Below are 14,415 nucleotides of genomic sequence, written 5' to 3' on the forward strand. Positions count from 1 at the left end.
CGACCGCTCCGCTCGTGGCGCTGGAGGTCCCGGAGCTTGGCGCTCGTCCGCCTTACTTAAAAGCGCCTTTGGACCCGTGGAGTTGGCCACCCGGCCTGAGCGGTAACGAGTTGTCATCATACGGCTCTGTAGTGCTTCATGCTGCGCACCGAAATGCCACACTCGTTTCATGACTTCCCATATTCGGTTGAAAAGTCGCCTCGGATTAGTGCTTCCCGCGGTGGCCATTGTGGTCGTTACTTGGCTCGTATTCTGGATGGCGCAAGGATTCCCCACGGCGTGTAACCTCATGGGTCCCTGCTCTGGCCGCGATGTGCGGGTGGCGCCCGCTCTGCTTTTCGGCGGGATGATGCTTGCACCGTTGGCGGCAGTGATTCTCATGTCGGTCGTTCGCTTACCGGCGGGCTGGCTCGTCCGACTGTCCTATGTCGCCCTCGTGCTGCTATCGGTTGTCGGGTACGTCGTTATCAGCTTCAGCGGAGGGTTCAGCGTTGATCCGGCATTCCTCGCTGGTCTCCTCGGAACGTTCGGGACGGCACTGCTCGCCTATGTGGGAATCATTACCCTTCGACGCGAGACTTGAGCGGCTACGCTTCCAAGCCGGGACCCGGCTGGTAAGCCCTTTATATGCAACGGCATCGTGCAGGTGCCCTGCCGATTCCCGGCGCCACGCGGCGCGCCATACGTGATGGCGATTGGTGCCGAACTCCGACGTCGAACAGCTCGGACCATGCTTCGCCGAATGGCTTGCAGCCCAAACGAAGCGAGATTCGAAGACCGCCCGTAGAGAAACGCTAAACGACGCCGAGTATGTCTAGCACCTGCGGGTTGGTCCCCTCGGTACGGGCCGGCGGCGGCCGCTGCTGTTAGACAGGGCATATGAACATCGATCCTGCGACAGTGGTGAATCTCGAGCGAGAGAGACTTCGCGCGCTCGTCGAACGCGACATGGTCGTTGCGGAGCGCCTCCACGCACCCGATTACCAACTTGTGACGCCCAACGGGTCCACACGGACAAAATCGGCCTATCTCAGCGACGTGGAATCGAAGCGACTCGAGTACCACGTATTCGAGCCCGAATCAGAAATCTCCGTCAGAATCGTCAGGAAACCTGACGATTCTGAACTACATTGCACGAACAGTTCTTAGCGTCGGCACCGCCGATGAGCTTGAAATCCGCGCTTGGAACACGGATGTTTACGAGTATCAGGATCGCCATTGGATGGTCGTCTGGTCGCAGGCCACCGCAATAGCTCCATAGGGAGGCCGGCTGCGTTCCAATGCCCGTAGGGGAACCCCAACTGAGACACGAGAAGGCGCCGTGACGCCTACTCACGCAGGCGGACTATCCAGCCGACGATTTTTCCGTGATGACCGCGCAACTGGCGAAAGCTCAGCACACTGTGCTGCATGGCGCCCCTTGTGTCCGGCACCAGAACACCGCGTTCCTCTGGATCCTTCGACGGGTGGTAGCGAACCGAGATCTGATCAATTCGGGCAACGCGACCGGACAGCTGCGTCCGATCTGACCGGTCGGAAGGGTCGCGGGCGGCGTCGGCATAGGTGTCGAGCTGCAAGGGGATCGTGCGGCGGCCGGCGAACAGGCGGGAAACCCAGTTCTGGTCCATGGGCACCAGCGACCAGTCGACGTGTTGGTCAAGTGCAACGCCCAAACTGTCCTCAGCAACCTGCCATTCTGTGAACCACACGTCGGTATCGCGGGGTTCCTGGCTCGGGACGATGTCCTCCGGCTCGATAGCCTCCACGTCCACCCGATCGATTGGCTCGTAGGTGCCGACGTAGCGAACCCGAACACCGGTATCGCGCTTGCTCTCTTTATTCGAAACAGGCGTTAGCTGGCTTCCAAGATCCTTCATGGCACCAGACTAGGAACCCCCTTGCCGCATTGCAATCTGCCGCCAACAGCAGCCCTCTATTCTGATAACCGACACATCGTAGAGAAATACTCATAGCTACGCGGGAGTCAGTTGCTCAGGTGCCACTTGTCGCGGCGGCCTGCGGCAGGGTTCCGGGTACGAGAGTCGCGCCTGACCAGCACAGCAGTGCTGTGCTGCGATATCTGAAGAGGGAGCAATAGATGAAACGATCGCCCATCACCACCGCACTTGACGTGATCGCCGTCACCGCATTGGTCGTCTCGGCAACTACGGACGTCGTCAAGGCCAGAGAGGAATGGCGACTTCGCCTGGGCTCCGCATGGGCAGACCTCTGTCGTCCGCGCCGATTTCGGAGGCAACTTCAGCAACGGATGGATCAAAAGACGAGCCCTGAACTTGCCGACCTGATCTACCAAGGAAATATGGATCAAGCGATCGAACTCGCAAACCAGCTCAACCCAGATGAGATCCGTAAGCGTATTTTGTTTGACGACGAACGGCACCTTCATGACGAGGCGCCCTGTGATGTTTTCCTTCGCCGCTGGTACCAGACTCTGGAGAGCCCCTACCTGCGTGCTGAAGCTGCGGACTGTTTTGTGAGCGCCTATACGACGGAACTCGCGCCCGTACCCAACGGCGAGTACATCGGTGCCTACATGCGTACCGAATCGTTGCGCGAACTCATCACAAAAATCGCCAGCGCGATCCTGGGCCCGGAATTGAAAGACCTGGAAGACACTCCTGAGCACCCGCTCGATGCCGCCTCGGCAGAAAAGTGGCGTGCCGTCGGCCGGATCCTTGCAGATATCGAGCTGCCTCCCGTCGTATCACCAGTCGCTCCTCCGGAGGAAGAAGAGACGAACTGACACAGGTGGCACCCGCGCATCCGACCGCGGGTACCACCCACCCCCTGGTTTCCGCCCTTCCGCAGGGGAACCCCCTGCGGGACAATCGCTCAAATCCGTTAGCGTAGCTTGAATGGCTATGCACGACGACGAGTTGCATATTGACGAGCAAGCAGCTCGCCGGCTGATATCGGACCAGTTTCCCGAATGGCGCCTTGAACCCGTCCGTCGCATCGTGACGGACGGTACGGTGAACGCCATCTTTCGAATCGGTGCCGACCTCACGGCACGATTCCCGCTGCGCTGCGCTGCGCCAGCTGATGTGACCTCCGAACTCAACCGAGAAGCCTCAGCAATGCGCGAGCTGGCGACGTGTTGTCCGGTCCCGACTCCGGTGCCCGTGGTCGTAGGCAATCCGGGTTACGGCTTCCCCCTGCCATGGTCTGTACAGACGTGGCTACACGGGGCCGTGGCAACGCCCAAAGGTTTAGCGCACTCCAACATGTTCGCTCATGACCTCACCGGCCTCGTGCATTCGCTTCGCGCCGCGGCAACCAAAGGACGCCACTTCGCGGGCGCTGGTCGCGGTGGAGATCTGAAGGACTCCGACGAGTGGATGGAACTCTGTTTCCGAGAAAGCGCCGGGTTGCTTCCCGTCGATCGGCTACGCATTCTCTGGATGAAGTTTCGGAGTTTGCCGCCTTCTGGCCGCGAGGTGATGACTCACGGCGATTTGACTCCGAGCAATCTCCTCGTCGAGGGCGACCGACTGGTTGGCGTCCTGGATGGCGGTGGGTTCGCTCCGGCCGACCCGTCACTCGATCTTGTCGCCGCGTGGCACCTGCTCGATGACGAGAGACGAGCGCTCGTCCGTAGCGAGCTGCCTTGCGATGACCTCGAATGGTGGCGCGGAGCCGCGTGGGCGTTCCAACAGGCGATGGGCCTGGTGTGGTACTACCGGGAGTCGAACCCAGGGATGAGCACCCTCGGGCAGACCACCTTGGCGCGCATCGTCAACGACCCAGAGTTTTCGGCGCCTACCTCCGGTAGCCCGGGAGCCCGTTAGGGGAACCCCCTACGGGATGGCCTCGTCAGTCGATCACAGCAGCGACGGCTTCGATCTCGACGAGCTGATCCGTACACCCGAGGACGGTGACGCCTATGAGCGTGCTCGGTACGTCATGCGTTCCAAAGGCCTCGCGAACGACTGCCCAGGTCTTGACGAGGTCGCTCTGATTAGAGGAGGCGACGAGAACTCGTGTGCTCAGGACATCATCAAGTCGGGCGCCCGCTGCGTGCAGGGCAATAACGAGGTTTTCCATCGCCTTGCTGGCCTGCGCCGAGTAGTCTCCGACTCCTGCGGTGCTGCCATCGAGATTGAGCGGGCAGGCGCCGGCCAGAAAAATGAGGCGCGCCTCAGCCGGAGCTGTTGCCGCGTAGGCATACTGTGCCACATTGGAAAGCTCAGCAGAACGGATCAAGACAACATTTTGGGACATGCCCTCACTGTATTGGAGAGCCAACGCGCGGCTGGCTTGCTCACGAACGCCCGCAAACCGAACCTCTACCGGTCACGCGCATTCCTCAGCGGGACATGATTCCGGAAGGCTCAGGCCTTACGAGCCGCCACAGAGAACATCAGCGGCACCCTCTCGCGACCCGAGGCCAAAGCAAATCCGGCCGGCGTCTCTACGAGTGGGGGCAACGGCTTCCAGGGCATAGCGGCCCGTCCACCCTCGCAGGCCGTCGAGGTGCGAGTGTGGTCGACCACGTGCTGCCCGCGGAGGTTCCTTGGCCGTCCCCAGCCTGATCAATCCGTGCAACGTTCGGCTCGCGGCCTCAAGCGTCGTTCGGTCAAGGCCTCGACGGCTTGGAGGGTCAGGCGGCCATCGCCCCGTAACGCTTGTGGCCTTTGACGTCGTAGCGGTCGAGCATCATGACCTTCGACCAGACGCGGATGAATTCGCGGACGAACCGCTCTTGCCCGTCGCTGCCCGCGTAGGCGTCGGCGATCGACCGCAGTTGCGCATTCGAGCCGAATACCAGGTCATTCCGGGAGGCCCTCCAGCGAGCCTCGCCGGTCGCCTGAACCCGACCAGTGAAGGTCATCGCGGTCTCGTCGTCCTTCGTCCAGATGAGGTCAGTGTCGGTCAGATTCACGAGGAAGTCGGTCGTCAGGGCTCCGACGTGATCCGTGAGCACACCCACGTCGGACTCGTCCCAGTTGCTGCCGAGCACGCGGAGCCCGGCGTGCAGGACGGTCCACTCCGGTGCGGTGAGAGTGAACAGGTTCGCCTTGTCGAGGAATGCCGCCTCGGGCGCGACGCCCGGAGCAAACTCTTCGAAGCGCTCGGACACGAAGTTGCGGAACCCGTCCGCAATGGGTCGCAGCCACTCGAACATCTCGATGTCGGTCAACTCCTGCGTCGTGTCGACACGGCCTGGCGTAAACGGCACGCTGGCGTCAGATCCTGCCGCCCGTGCCGCCTGCTCCACGGCGGCGCTGCCGGCGAGGACGATGAGGTCGGCGAGAGACACCGTCCGTCCGCCCGACGTCGCCGTGAAAGCCGCCTGCACGTTCCGGAGCGCGTCGATGACTGGGACGGTGCGTCGGTTGACCGCCCAGTCTTTCTGCGGCGACAAGGCCAGGCGGGCACCGTTCGCCCCTCCGCGCTTGTCGCTGTCGCGGTAGGTCGAGGCGGCGGAGAACGCCGTGTAGACGAGGTCGGACACGGACAGCCCGGTCGCGAGGACGGCTTCCTTGAGCGCTGCCACGTCGGCCTCGTCGAGTGAGGATCCTGCTGCGTCCGGGAGCGGGTCCTGCCAGAGCAGGTCGTCGGCGATGGTGACCTCCGGGCCGAGGTACCGGTGCTTCGGCCCCATGTCGCGGTGCGTGAGCTTGTACCAGGCCTTCGAGAACGCGAGGGTGAACAGATCGAAGTCGGCCAGGAAACGCTCGCATATGGCCCGATACTCCGGGTCGACCTTGAGTGCGAGGTCCGAGGTCATCATCATGAGCGGGTTCATCTGACCGGGTACGTGGGCGTCCGGAGTCTTCGGCGCCTCCGAGTCAGTCGGTGTCCACTGCAGCGCGCCGGCCGGGCTTTTCGTCTGCTCGTAGTCGTACGCGAACAGGTTTTCGAGGTAGGTGTTGTCCCACTGTGTAGGGTTCGGAGACCAGCTGCCCTCGATGCCGTTGGTCGAAGTGTGCTCGGCACTGCCGGTACCCACCGGGTTGTGCCAACCGAGCCCCATCGACTCGATCGGGGCTTTCTCGGGTGATGGTCCGATGTCGGATGCGGGTACCTGGCCGTGGCTCTTACCGAACGCGTGGCCACCGGCGATCAATGCCACCGTTTCCTCGTCGTTCATCGCCATCCGCGTGAACGTGATGCGAATGTCGCGTGCTGAGCCCAGCGGGTCGCCGTTCGAATAGGGCCCCTCAGGGTTGACGTAGATGAGCGCCTGGTGCGACGCGGCCAGGGGGCTCTGCAAGTCGTAGCCCGCGTCGCCGTTCTGACCATGCCAGCGTTCGTCGCGGCTCACCATCTCGTCAGGGCTCGCGACCGCGTGCGGGTTCCAGACCTCCGGGCCCCACCAGGTGCCGTCGTCCGGTTCCCACGCATCGAGTCGTCCACCACCGAAGCCGTACGTCGGCAGGCCCATCAACTCGAGGGAGCAGTTGCCGGTCAAGACCATCAGGTCGGCCCACGACAGAGCGTTGCCGTACTGGTGCTTGATCGGCTGTAGGAGTCGTCGTGATTTGTCGGTGTTGCCGTTGTCCCACCAGCTTCCGATTGGTGCGAACCGCTGCATCGCGGTGCCCGCTCCGCCACGGCCGTCGGCAATTCGGTACGTGCCGGCGGCATGCCACGCCATTCGGATCATCTGTGGACCGTAGTTGCCGTAGTCCGCCGGCCACCAGTCGACCGATGTGGTGAGCAGCCGCTTGATGTCCGACTTGAGCGTCGTGAGGTCGATCGTGGCGAAAGCCGCCGCGTAGTCGAAGTCCGCGCCGAGCGGGTCGGCGTCTACGCCGTTCCGGTGGAGAAGCTCAACCCGGAGACGCTGCGGGTACCAACTGTCCAGGGTCGGCGACTGACCGAAGGTGCCACCGAGGTGGTCGCCACCTGCTGGCAGCGCACCGCTCATGTGGAAACTGCATGTGTTGGTCTGGTCGTCAGTGCCCATTGATGCTCCCTGTGTGCTTTGGCTGGATGAGAAACGGTGTCGTCGGGGTCACAATTTAACGATTAGCCGCCGCATCGCAGCGGCGTCAATCTGTGGTGCAGCGATGCTTCGACGCTGCTGTGAGGCGGTGCGTCGCGGGCTGCCGACGTGACGGGAAGCCCGATAGAGAGATCGTATTCCCGCAAGGTGCGCGTGGCCTGCCAAGAAAGTGACTGACTTCTAGACGGCGGTGGTGCGGTGGCCGAGCGCACGACGGCCACACCAAATAAAGCCCTGCGCCGATTGCTGCGGTGCGGGCGGTGCGAAGCCCGGTGAAACCGACGCCGGAGGAGGGGGGCTGTCGAGAGCTTGATTTCCGCGAAGCGTGTTCCGCTCGCGGTGACCTGGGAGCACCCCCGCCAGAGGCTCCTAGGGGGGACGGTTATCGGGGCAGCTCATCAGTCAGGTCGAAGTTCATTTGAATACGCCGGCCGTACCCAAGTCCTCGCTGTTGCTCTGCCGCTGACAGATCACGAAGAAAATCAGAATCGGGATCACGCTCGATGAAACCACAGCTCAAGTAGAAGGGCGCATTCCATGGAACGTCCGTGAACGTTCGCAAGGTAACCCGTTTGCATCCGCGCAGTCGTGATTCGCTCTTGACTGCCTCGACGAGCGCGCGCCCATACCCGCGGTGTGCCGCCGACGGCATGACCGACAGCTGCTCGAGATGACTGCTGCCAGGGACTTCGAGGACATGGGCAAACCCGATCGGGTCCGATTCCGGATTTTCGCTGGCTAAGAGGATGAAGCCACTCTGCAGTGAGGGCGTCGTATAGGAAGGAGCAGGCCGCCAGTCGACTATCGAGAACACGGTCGCGAACAGCGCATCTGCTTCATTCTCGATCGCTTCAAGAAACTCCAGGTCGTCGGCCGTCGCCTGTCGCACAAAAGTCCTCCACATGACTCCGAATGTAGCTTGACGAAGGGTGCCGTAAGCCGGACCCTCACGGGTTGCTTTTGGCGGATCGCGCGCTAGCTTTCATGCGAGTCATCCTGAGACTTGTCGAGCGCAAATTTTTGCAGATAGCGGGGACGACCGTAATAGATGAACGCCGCTAGCCCGCAGATGAACTGAATAACACCGAGTACCAACACGAATATGTCACCCGGCTCGCCCTCCCCCTCAGCGATCCGAAGTAAAACTTGCGCCAGGCCAGCGACAGCGAGGACCGCGGCCGCCAGGATGATGACGGTGCTTCGCGTCTTGCTGATCGGGGGTATCGAATCCATGCAGCCAAGCATACGCTCGGAGAAATTTGCGTGTCGCTCATGCGACCGCCCGCAAGCCGGACCCCCTGCGCGACGGATCCGCGGCCAATCGGGCCGATTGCCGAGCGCCCAGATTCTGGGTCAGTGGGGGGACCGTAGCTGGTCGCCCGGCTGGAGCGCCGTGCCGGCTGCGCACCCGAGCTCTCCGGGCTGAAGCAGAATCTTGGGCACCTGCAACACCTGCACGCCGACGACGTCTCGTTTCACGAGCAGGCAGTCGTCCCCATCGCCCATCGCGAAGCCGATGTCGCCGTCGACTACCGTCGCCTCGGGATCGAACGCGACCTCACGCTCACCGGTCGGCTGCGGCATCCGCTTGACGATCTCGGCGACTATGTCATCAGCGGATGCCGCGGACGGCGCGTTTGTCAGCACCTCGACGACGAGAGCCTCCGCTCCGTCGGGAACAACGTCAACCAAGCGGGTGTCGACCGGAGGGGGGATGCGCTTTGCGTCCGGCGGGCAAGCGATGTCGTGGGCGACCGCTGTGTCGTCGCTCCATTCGCCGGGCTCCTCGGTCGCGACGCCCCAGAAATCAAACTGCGACTCAAAGCAAGCGACGTGCGGCCCTTCGTTCGGGGTGGGCTGCATCGTCGCACGAAACTGCAGCGCTCCAACTGGTTCGCCGTGGATCGCGCCGGGATATGGTTCGTAGCCGATCAACTCGACCACGGACGATTTCTCGGTGTCGGTGTCAGCCCAGCGGGCATAGTCATCGATCACGTCCGTCCCCTCACGGTAGAGACCCCGAGAGACGTCAGCGACTGCCTTGCGCGCCGACACTTGTGACACCGCGTCCAACGCCGGGACTGCTCCCGCGCAACCAGTGAGCGTGCCGCACACCGCGAGGGACAACCATACGACGGTGCTCGGACGGTGTCGGTTCGAAACGGAATGGCGCACGTTGTTGATCAAACCACAAGTCGGCCGGATGTTGTTGCGTGGGGGATGGCCCACATCAGCACGGCGTGCACGCCGAAGGCGAAGTCAAGCGGTGGTAATCATGTCATCGACGGTACCGCGGCCCCCGCCCGCAAGGGGGACGGCGACCAGGACACGCGAACAGTCGATCCGTATGGGGAACCCCTTACGGGCGTTCTTCGGCTAAAGCAGTCCAAAGCCGAAGGGCTCGGATCCTCAGCCCGCAAAGCGGTTCCGAGTCCTGGAAAAGACCTCGCGGTATCTATGACTGGCGTTACTGTCTCCTGACCTATTCTTGAGGACACGTGGACAAAACGGGTGCCAGCGGTCATGTACTGAGTGAATGTACTTATCGGAGGGCGCACCATGGACAACACTGAACTCGAACTCTTGCTCCGAGAGACGGCACCCCAGCCGCTGCTGCCCACAGGCTTGACCGGGCATCGTGAGCGGATCCTCGCTGAAGCAAAGCCGCGCCGTGCACGTCGTTTGCAGGCGTGGACCGCCGGCGTCGCAGCTTCGGTGTTGCTTCTCGGTGGAGGGTCAGCAGCGATGGCTGCCGGCGGCATGGAAACGCCCTGGGGTTGGGTCGCGGACAATGTCTTCTCAGTCTCCAATGGTGCCGAGATCTGCTTCGCAGGATTCACCGTCAGCTTCTTGGATGGCGTAGACGAGGACTCAGACATCGCGCGTGAAACACGAACGTTCGTGGGCGCTCTCGATCTTGAAACGTTGGACACCGCGCAGATGGAAGCCGAAAACCGCCAGTCGTATCTCAACGCCCACGATGAGAGTGGCGATGTAAATCCGATCACCATGAGCGATGCGCAGGCCAAGCAGATGGCTGTGTGGCGGGTGGCCTCGAACTTGACGTGGGAGCACCTGGAGGCAAAGGGTTACGACCCCAATCTCGTCGGCTTCAACATGGCTGCGGAAGGGTGCGGCTTGTGAGCACTGCGGACTGTCAAGCTCGCTTTAAGATTGCTATAAAAGACAGCGAAGGCGACCTATTCCGCTACTTCTTGCGCAGGATCTCGAACCCGGCTGACGCCGCCGAAGCATATGGTGAGCTACTCATCACGGCATGGAAACTCCATCGCAAAATGCCGACAGACGCGACAGAAGCACGCATGTGGCTATTCGGCATCGCTCACAATGTGTTGCGAAGCACCCGACGCAACTCTGCACGCCACTCGGCCGCGGTGCAGAGATTCGCCGACGAACTGCGAACCACTCCGGCACCCCAGCCCGAAGACAAGGTCGTTGAGCTCCGAGACGCGATCGCATCACTTTCCGCCGGTGAAAGTGGATTAGTCCGACTGATCTACTGGGACGGCTTTAAATCACACGAGGCAGCAGCCATCCTCGGCATCAACCCCTCAACCGTCAGATCGAGGATGACAAAAGCCAAGGCGCAGCTACGAGCGCTACTGTCAACGGCACGGCCCGAGCCAGCGAACCTCGCACACGTTCCGTGTTTATCCGTTCGATAGCTCGCCAAATGCCAGCAGGACTTCTACTTATCCACGGCGGTATGCTGCCCCTTCAGCGCCGACACCGCCAACACCGCCAGACGATGCCCGCAAAGGGAACCCCTTGCGGGACAAATGGCGCGTCGGCGAAAAGTGGTCAGTGTGATGTTTTGGTGCTCTTTGCCAGAGCCATTGGAAGCTTTTTAGAGCTGCAACGACGGAGGCGATTCTTTTCGACTGCGATGGCATTTTCATTGCGATAAAACCGTTCGGTATTTGCCGGAGAAATCTCATGATGAATATGTATGCTCAGAGCGAGATATCGAGGAATGTCGACACGTTGGACGGAAGTATATGCAGTCGGATCCGGGTACCACTCCAGATGAAAACTTAGTTGAGGTTTTCAAGGCCCTGGGCAATCCGATTCGACTCCGAATACTTCAATGGCTGAAGAATCCTGAGGTCAATTTCGCTGACTACGAGCCGATCGCTGACCGCGTTGAGGTTGGCGTGTGCGTGAGTCATATTCAGGCGAAAGCCGGGCTGGCACAGTCCACCATCTCGGCCTACATGGCGGTACTCGAACGAGCCGGTCTCGTCACGTCAACCCGGATCGGCAAGTGGACGCACTACCGTCGGGATGAATCGCACATTGAAAAGCTCGTGAATTCCTTGGGACGAGACCTTTAACGCCCGGGAAAGTTGATTACCTCTTACTTGTGACACTCATCATATCGGTATTATTCGATATGACGATACGATGTGCAGATGAACTTACCTCCGGACGCAGCCGAGCACACGGCGAAACCAACAGCTTTGATAGTGCACGCTCATCCCGAACCTAATTCGTTTAGTAATGCGCAGATGCGGTCTGCCAGGTCATCCCTGCAGGACCAGGGCTACGACGTCAAAACAATATATTTGTACGAGAACGGCTGGTCACCCGTGCTTGATCACTCAGAGTTCCCGTCGGCCTCGACATATTTCAAACCGCAGGCCGAACAAATGGCCGCAGCAAACGCTGGAACTCTCGCGCCTGAAGTTCGTGCAGACCTCGACGCGCTACTAGATGCCGATCTCCTCGTACTGTCGTTCCCCCTCTGGTGGTTCTCCCTCCCCGCGATTCTCAAGGGGTGGATTGACCGAGTGTTTGTCATGGGAGCCGTTTTCGGAGGCGATCACGGACTCTTCGACCAGGCTGCCCTTGCAGGTCACAAAGCAGTCTTGCTCATAACTACCGGAGGTTCGCCAGACTCGTTCGGTGAGGGCAGCCGATTTGGCGTCCTCGACACGCACCTATTCCACATACATTTCGGGATGCTTCGCTTCGTCGGCTACGACGTTCTGGAACCGATCGTCACGTACGGGCCAGCTCATCTCGACGCCGATAATCGTAAAGCCGCGCTCTCCGCAATTCATGACGCGTTCGAACGGATTGCCACACGAGCCGCGCTACCGCTCACCACACCGGTCCCACCTCAAAATCCTTAGAGGAACGCCAAATTGCATGACCCGAAATCTTCGGAGCGACGTGAATTGGCATCCTTGAGCGAAAGAAGCTTGGGGTCACGATGCGAGAAGTCCTTTGCAATAGTTCCGTAAGGGGAACCCTCTGCGGGACGGCTTCGTCATTGTGTGTGCCGAGTACCTGGTCTGTGAAATGGCGTTGTTCTGACAGCGGTATATGGCGGGCGTCAGTTCGTGAACCAGCACTGGGCGCTCTTGCGCGATGCGGGCGATGCCGAATGGAATTTTCGGGCGTCTGTTTCGGGGCCTCTTGAGGGAGGCGGGCAACAGGAGGACCAGGTCTTGCGCTGGCTAGCTGATAGCGCGATTCACGGATATCGCAAAGTCAACCAATATCGACAGGGGTCTATTCATGGTGCAGCGGTGTCGTTTGACGACATGGTTGCCCTGATACTCGAAATCGTCACCGCTATATGGCGGCTGCGCGGCTGCGCTCTCTACATCCTGCACGGGACGCGGGAAGGCCTGGCTTTGGGAGCGGTCGAAGGTGAATGGGATGGAAACGCAAGCTACGTGAGGTAGCGGGATGCAATTTGCACGGATTTCAGAGCGACAACCTAGAAGGTGAGCCCTGCCGCCTTGAGTTCCAAGCGCACAGCGTCCTTCCAATTCGTACCGGGATATTCCACGTAGCTCAGACTCGCGAAGTCAGAGGGGCGTTCGATTTGCGTTGACGACGAAATCTGTTCACTCACCCGAGTCGTAATACGCAAACAATGTTCTTTAACGCTGGAAGCCCGGGCAATGACCCTCATTTGTTTGAGACGCGAATACCCTCGCATAACTTGTTTGATTTAGGAATTTTGACGTCGCTTCAATCGCAAGTTACCCTCCAAATAGCGAATGCACATTCGAGTGAGAATTCGCCAACGGCAATTAATATGATCGGGGTAAATAAATGCGCGTAAAAACTTTAGTGACATTAGCAGTGGCAGCGACGCTGTCCATCGGTGGCAGCGTTGTAGGCGCGACCGCGGCGTTCGCTGATGCGAGTGGTACATCCAGCTATGGATGTACAGCCACCTCTTACACGCCCTACAAGGCCGGATCAGGGCAAATTTACGGACGTGGGTACGTGTCCTGTTCCGGATCTCCGAATCGGACGGTCTTTATCGAAGTCCACCGGAGCGAGGGGTGGTGGCATCCGGTAATCGCCACGAACAGCGACTCACGCGCTAGCACTATCTATTCCATCAGTGCCCAGGGCTGCGACGACAACTCGGGGCATGTCTATTTTGACGAGGTGTCGATGTCAGGTGGCGCCGAGATAAATAGCGGCAATTCCAGAACTCTCTCCACGGACTGCCCCCTCTAGTGGTTGTCGTCCTCAGCGCTAAGGACTTGACGGTCCAATACAACGGTACCTCCTCCCCGCAAATCCAGAACTTTAACCTGGAACTGGACGGGGGCGTTGTCGCCATCGTTGGTCGCAACGGTGCAGGAAAGTCCACGCTGCTGAGGACTCTCGTGGGGATTCAGAAGGTCGGTGCCGGGACTCTGGAAGTTCTTGGCACCGACCTTCGCTCGGCTGGGCCGAAGTACGACTTGCTCAGCCGAATTGGGTTTCTGCCCCAGGACTTTGGCTATGTACCGAGCTTCACTGTCGAAGAATTCGTCATGTATGGCGCATGGCTCAAACGACTTCCGCGAAAACATATCCCCATCGCCGCGCGTGACGCCATCGAGCAAGTGGGTCTCGGCTCGGCGTGCAACACAAGAGTTGGAAAGTTATCTGGCGGAATGAGGCGGCGGGCCGGAATCGCTCAGGCAATCGTTCATTCGCCCGACCTGCTGATTCTCGACGAACCAACCTCGGGCCTCGATCCCGAGCAGCGGATCAGCTTTCGCGAACTTATTCGATCGATTCAAGCCGAACGTTGCGTTATTCTCAGCTCCCACCTTATCGAGGACGTGCGAGCACTCGCCTCTCGAGTGCTCGTCCTTGACGCAGGTAAGAACTTGTTCGACGGAACTGTTCCAGAGCTCGAGGGTCAGGAACTGCCAAATGCCCCCGGCGATTCAGCGCTTGAGCGGGGCTACACAAGCGTGATCGCTGGGAATCGGGCGGCAGACCAATGAGGCAACTCAAGCTTGAGCTTCGACATTCATCGTTTCGATTCGTAGCTCCGGCCCTGGCCATCCTCGCCATAGGGGTCGGTGTCACGAGTTCATGGACTCAGGTAGCGAGTTGGCAGAACATCTCCGAAGCGCTCCTGCAGACAACACATTTCCTTGCTCCATTCCTTGCCG

17 protein-coding genes are annotated in these 14,415 nt (G+C 60.4%); 10 read left to right on the top strand and 7 right to left on the bottom strand.

What is annotated here, in order from left to right:
* Positions 1-169: 169 nt before the first annotated feature.
* Both E3T38_RS07515 and E3T38_RS17460 read left to right on the top strand, forming a co-directional pair.
* The gene (locus tag E3T38_RS07515; protein ID WP_134547596.1) at positions 170-583 is read left to right on the top strand and encodes a hypothetical protein; all 414 of its coding nucleotides are present in this window, start codon (positions 170-172) and stop codon (positions 581-583) included.
* Between the two features lie 296 nt (positions 584-879).
* Positions 880-1,149 carry a nuclear transport factor 2 family protein gene (locus tag E3T38_RS17460; protein WP_134547598.1) on the top strand — a complete coding sequence of 90 codons (270 nt, stop codon included), beginning with the start codon at positions 880-882 and terminating at the stop codon, positions 1,147-1,149.
* Between the two features lie 179 nt (positions 1,150-1,328).
* Here E3T38_RS17460 and E3T38_RS07525 read toward each other — a convergent pair whose 3' ends face one another.
* Positions 1,329-1,877 (bottom strand): DUF6578 domain-containing protein, encoded by a 549-nt coding sequence (locus tag E3T38_RS07525; RefSeq protein WP_134547600.1) that lies wholly within the window; start codon positions 1,875-1,877, stop codon positions 1,329-1,331.
* A 221-nt stretch (positions 1,878-2,098) separates the two neighbouring features.
* On the opposite strand from E3T38_RS07525, the gene E3T38_RS07530 reads away from it, so the two are divergent.
* Both E3T38_RS07530 and E3T38_RS07535 read left to right on the top strand, forming a co-directional pair.
* Entirely contained in the window at positions 2,099-2,764 is a 666-nt protein-coding gene (locus tag E3T38_RS07530) for a hypothetical protein (RefSeq protein WP_134547602.1), read from the top strand.
* Positions 2,765-2,876: 112 nt separating this feature from the next.
* Entirely contained in the window at positions 2,877-3,809 is a 933-nt protein-coding gene (locus tag E3T38_RS07535) for a phosphotransferase (protein ID WP_241984358.1), read from the top strand.
* Positions 3,810-3,834: 25 nt separating this feature from the next.
* Here the strand turns inward: E3T38_RS07535 and E3T38_RS07540 are convergent, their stop codons facing one another.
* The 5 genes from E3T38_RS07540 to E3T38_RS07560 all read right to left on the bottom strand — a co-directional run bounded on the left by E3T38_RS07540 (position 3,835) and on the right by E3T38_RS07560 (position 8,968).
* Positions 3,835-4,242 carry a RidA family protein gene (locus E3T38_RS07540; protein ID WP_134547604.1) on the bottom strand — a complete coding sequence of 136 codons (408 nt, stop codon included), beginning with the start codon at positions 4,240-4,242 and terminating at the stop codon, positions 3,835-3,837.
* A 379-nt stretch (positions 4,243-4,621) separates the two neighbouring features.
* Positions 4,622-6,934, bottom strand: coding sequence for a catalase/peroxidase HPI (gene katG, locus E3T38_RS07545; RefSeq protein ID WP_134547606.1), 2,313 nt, complete (start codon positions 6,932-6,934; stop codon positions 4,622-4,624).
* A gap of 421 nt (positions 6,935-7,355) precedes the next feature.
* The gene (locus E3T38_RS07550; protein WP_241984359.1) at positions 7,356-7,862 is read right to left on the bottom strand and encodes a GNAT family N-acetyltransferase; all 507 of its coding nucleotides are present in this window, start codon (positions 7,860-7,862) and stop codon (positions 7,356-7,358) included.
* A gap of 86 nt (positions 7,863-7,948) precedes the next feature.
* Entirely contained in the window at positions 7,949-8,206 is a 258-nt protein-coding gene (locus tag E3T38_RS07555) for a hypothetical protein (protein ID WP_134547610.1), read from the bottom strand.
* A gap of 120 nt (positions 8,207-8,326) precedes the next feature.
* The gene (locus tag E3T38_RS07560; protein WP_134547612.1) at positions 8,327-8,968 is read right to left on the bottom strand and encodes a hypothetical protein; all 642 of its coding nucleotides are present in this window, start codon (positions 8,966-8,968) and stop codon (positions 8,327-8,329) included.
* Positions 8,969-9,532: 564 nt separating this feature from the next.
* Between E3T38_RS07560 and E3T38_RS07565 the strand changes: the two genes are divergently transcribed.
* From E3T38_RS07565 to E3T38_RS07585, 5 genes are all read left to right on the top strand, one after another.
* Positions 9,533-10,117, top strand: a complete 585-nt coding sequence (locus tag E3T38_RS07565; protein WP_134547614.1) for a hypothetical protein — start codon at positions 9,533-9,535, stop codon at positions 10,115-10,117.
* The gene (locus tag E3T38_RS07570) at positions 10,114-10,659 is read left to right on the top strand and encodes an RNA polymerase sigma factor (RefSeq protein WP_134547616.1); all 546 of its coding nucleotides are present in this window, start codon (positions 10,114-10,116) and stop codon (positions 10,657-10,659) included. The genes E3T38_RS07565 and E3T38_RS07570 overlap by 4 nt, the downstream gene beginning before the upstream one ends.
* 333 nt (positions 10,660-10,992) lie before the next feature.
* Positions 10,993-11,328 carry a helix-turn-helix transcriptional regulator gene (locus E3T38_RS07575; protein WP_134547618.1) on the top strand — a complete coding sequence of 112 codons (336 nt, stop codon included), beginning with the start codon at positions 10,993-10,995 and terminating at the stop codon, positions 11,326-11,328.
* 78 nt (positions 11,329-11,406) lie between these two features.
* Positions 11,407-12,129, top strand: coding sequence for an NAD(P)H-dependent oxidoreductase (locus E3T38_RS07580; RefSeq protein WP_134547620.1), 723 nt, complete (start codon positions 11,407-11,409; stop codon positions 12,127-12,129).
* A gap of 210 nt (positions 12,130-12,339) precedes the next feature.
* Positions 12,340-12,687: a hypothetical protein gene (locus E3T38_RS07585; protein WP_134547622.1), complete on the top strand. Its 348-nt coding sequence runs from the start codon at positions 12,340-12,342 to the stop codon at positions 12,685-12,687.
* 35 nt (positions 12,688-12,722) lie between these two features.
* Here the strand turns inward: E3T38_RS07585 and E3T38_RS16695 are convergent, their stop codons facing one another.
* Entirely contained in the window at positions 12,723-12,860 is a 138-nt protein-coding gene (locus E3T38_RS16695; protein ID WP_166805467.1) for a hypothetical protein, read from the bottom strand.
* Positions 12,861-13,506: 646 nt separating this feature from the next.
* Here E3T38_RS16695 and E3T38_RS07590 point away from each other — a divergent pair.
* Entirely contained in the window at positions 13,507-14,244 is a 738-nt protein-coding gene (locus tag E3T38_RS07590; protein WP_166805468.1) for an ATP-binding cassette domain-containing protein, read from the top strand.
* The last annotated feature ends 171 nt before the right edge of the window (positions 14,245-14,415 follow it).

The sequence above is a fragment of the Cryobacterium sp. Hb1 genome (genome assembly GCF_004403585.1).
Classification (GTDB): Bacteria; Actinomycetota; Actinomycetes; order Actinomycetales; family Microbacteriaceae; genus Cryobacterium; species Cryobacterium lyxosi.

Excerpts from the sequence above, each read along its gene's own strand:
- E3T38_RS07540 (WP_134547604.1), bottom strand. The coding sequence starts at position 4,242 with ATGTCCCAAAATGTTGTCTTGATCCGTTCTGCTGAGCTTTCCAATGTG.
- E3T38_RS07530 (WP_134547602.1), top strand. The coding sequence starts at position 2,099 with ATGAAACGATCGCCCATCACCACCGCACTTGACGTGATCGCCGTCACC.
- E3T38_RS07555 (WP_134547610.1), bottom strand. The coding sequence starts at position 8,206 with ATGGATTCGATACCCCCGATCAGCAAGACGCGAAGCACCGTCATCATC.
- E3T38_RS07535 (WP_241984358.1), top strand. The coding sequence starts at position 2,877 with ATGGCTATGCACGACGACGAGTTGCATATTGACGAGCAAGCAGCTCGC.
- E3T38_RS07525 (WP_134547600.1), bottom strand. The coding sequence starts at position 1,877 with ATGAAGGATCTTGGAAGCCAGCTAACGCCTGTTTCGAATAAAGAGAGC.
- E3T38_RS17460 (WP_134547598.1), top strand. The coding sequence starts at position 880 with ATGAACATCGATCCTGCGACAGTGGTGAATCTCGAGCGAGAGAGACTT.
- E3T38_RS07565 (WP_134547614.1), top strand. The coding sequence starts at position 9,533 with ATGGACAACACTGAACTCGAACTCTTGCTCCGAGAGACGGCACCCCAG.
- E3T38_RS07580 (WP_134547620.1), top strand. The coding sequence starts at position 11,407 with ATGAACTTACCTCCGGACGCAGCCGAGCACACGGCGAAACCAACAGCT.
- E3T38_RS07515 (WP_134547596.1), top strand. The coding sequence starts at position 170 with ATGACTTCCCATATTCGGTTGAAAAGTCGCCTCGGATTAGTGCTTCCC.
- E3T38_RS07575 (WP_134547618.1), top strand. The coding sequence starts at position 10,993 with ATGCAGTCGGATCCGGGTACCACTCCAGATGAAAACTTAGTTGAGGTT.
- katG (WP_134547606.1), bottom strand. The coding sequence starts at position 6,934 with ATGGGCACTGACGACCAGACCAACACATGCAGTTTCCACATGAGCGGT.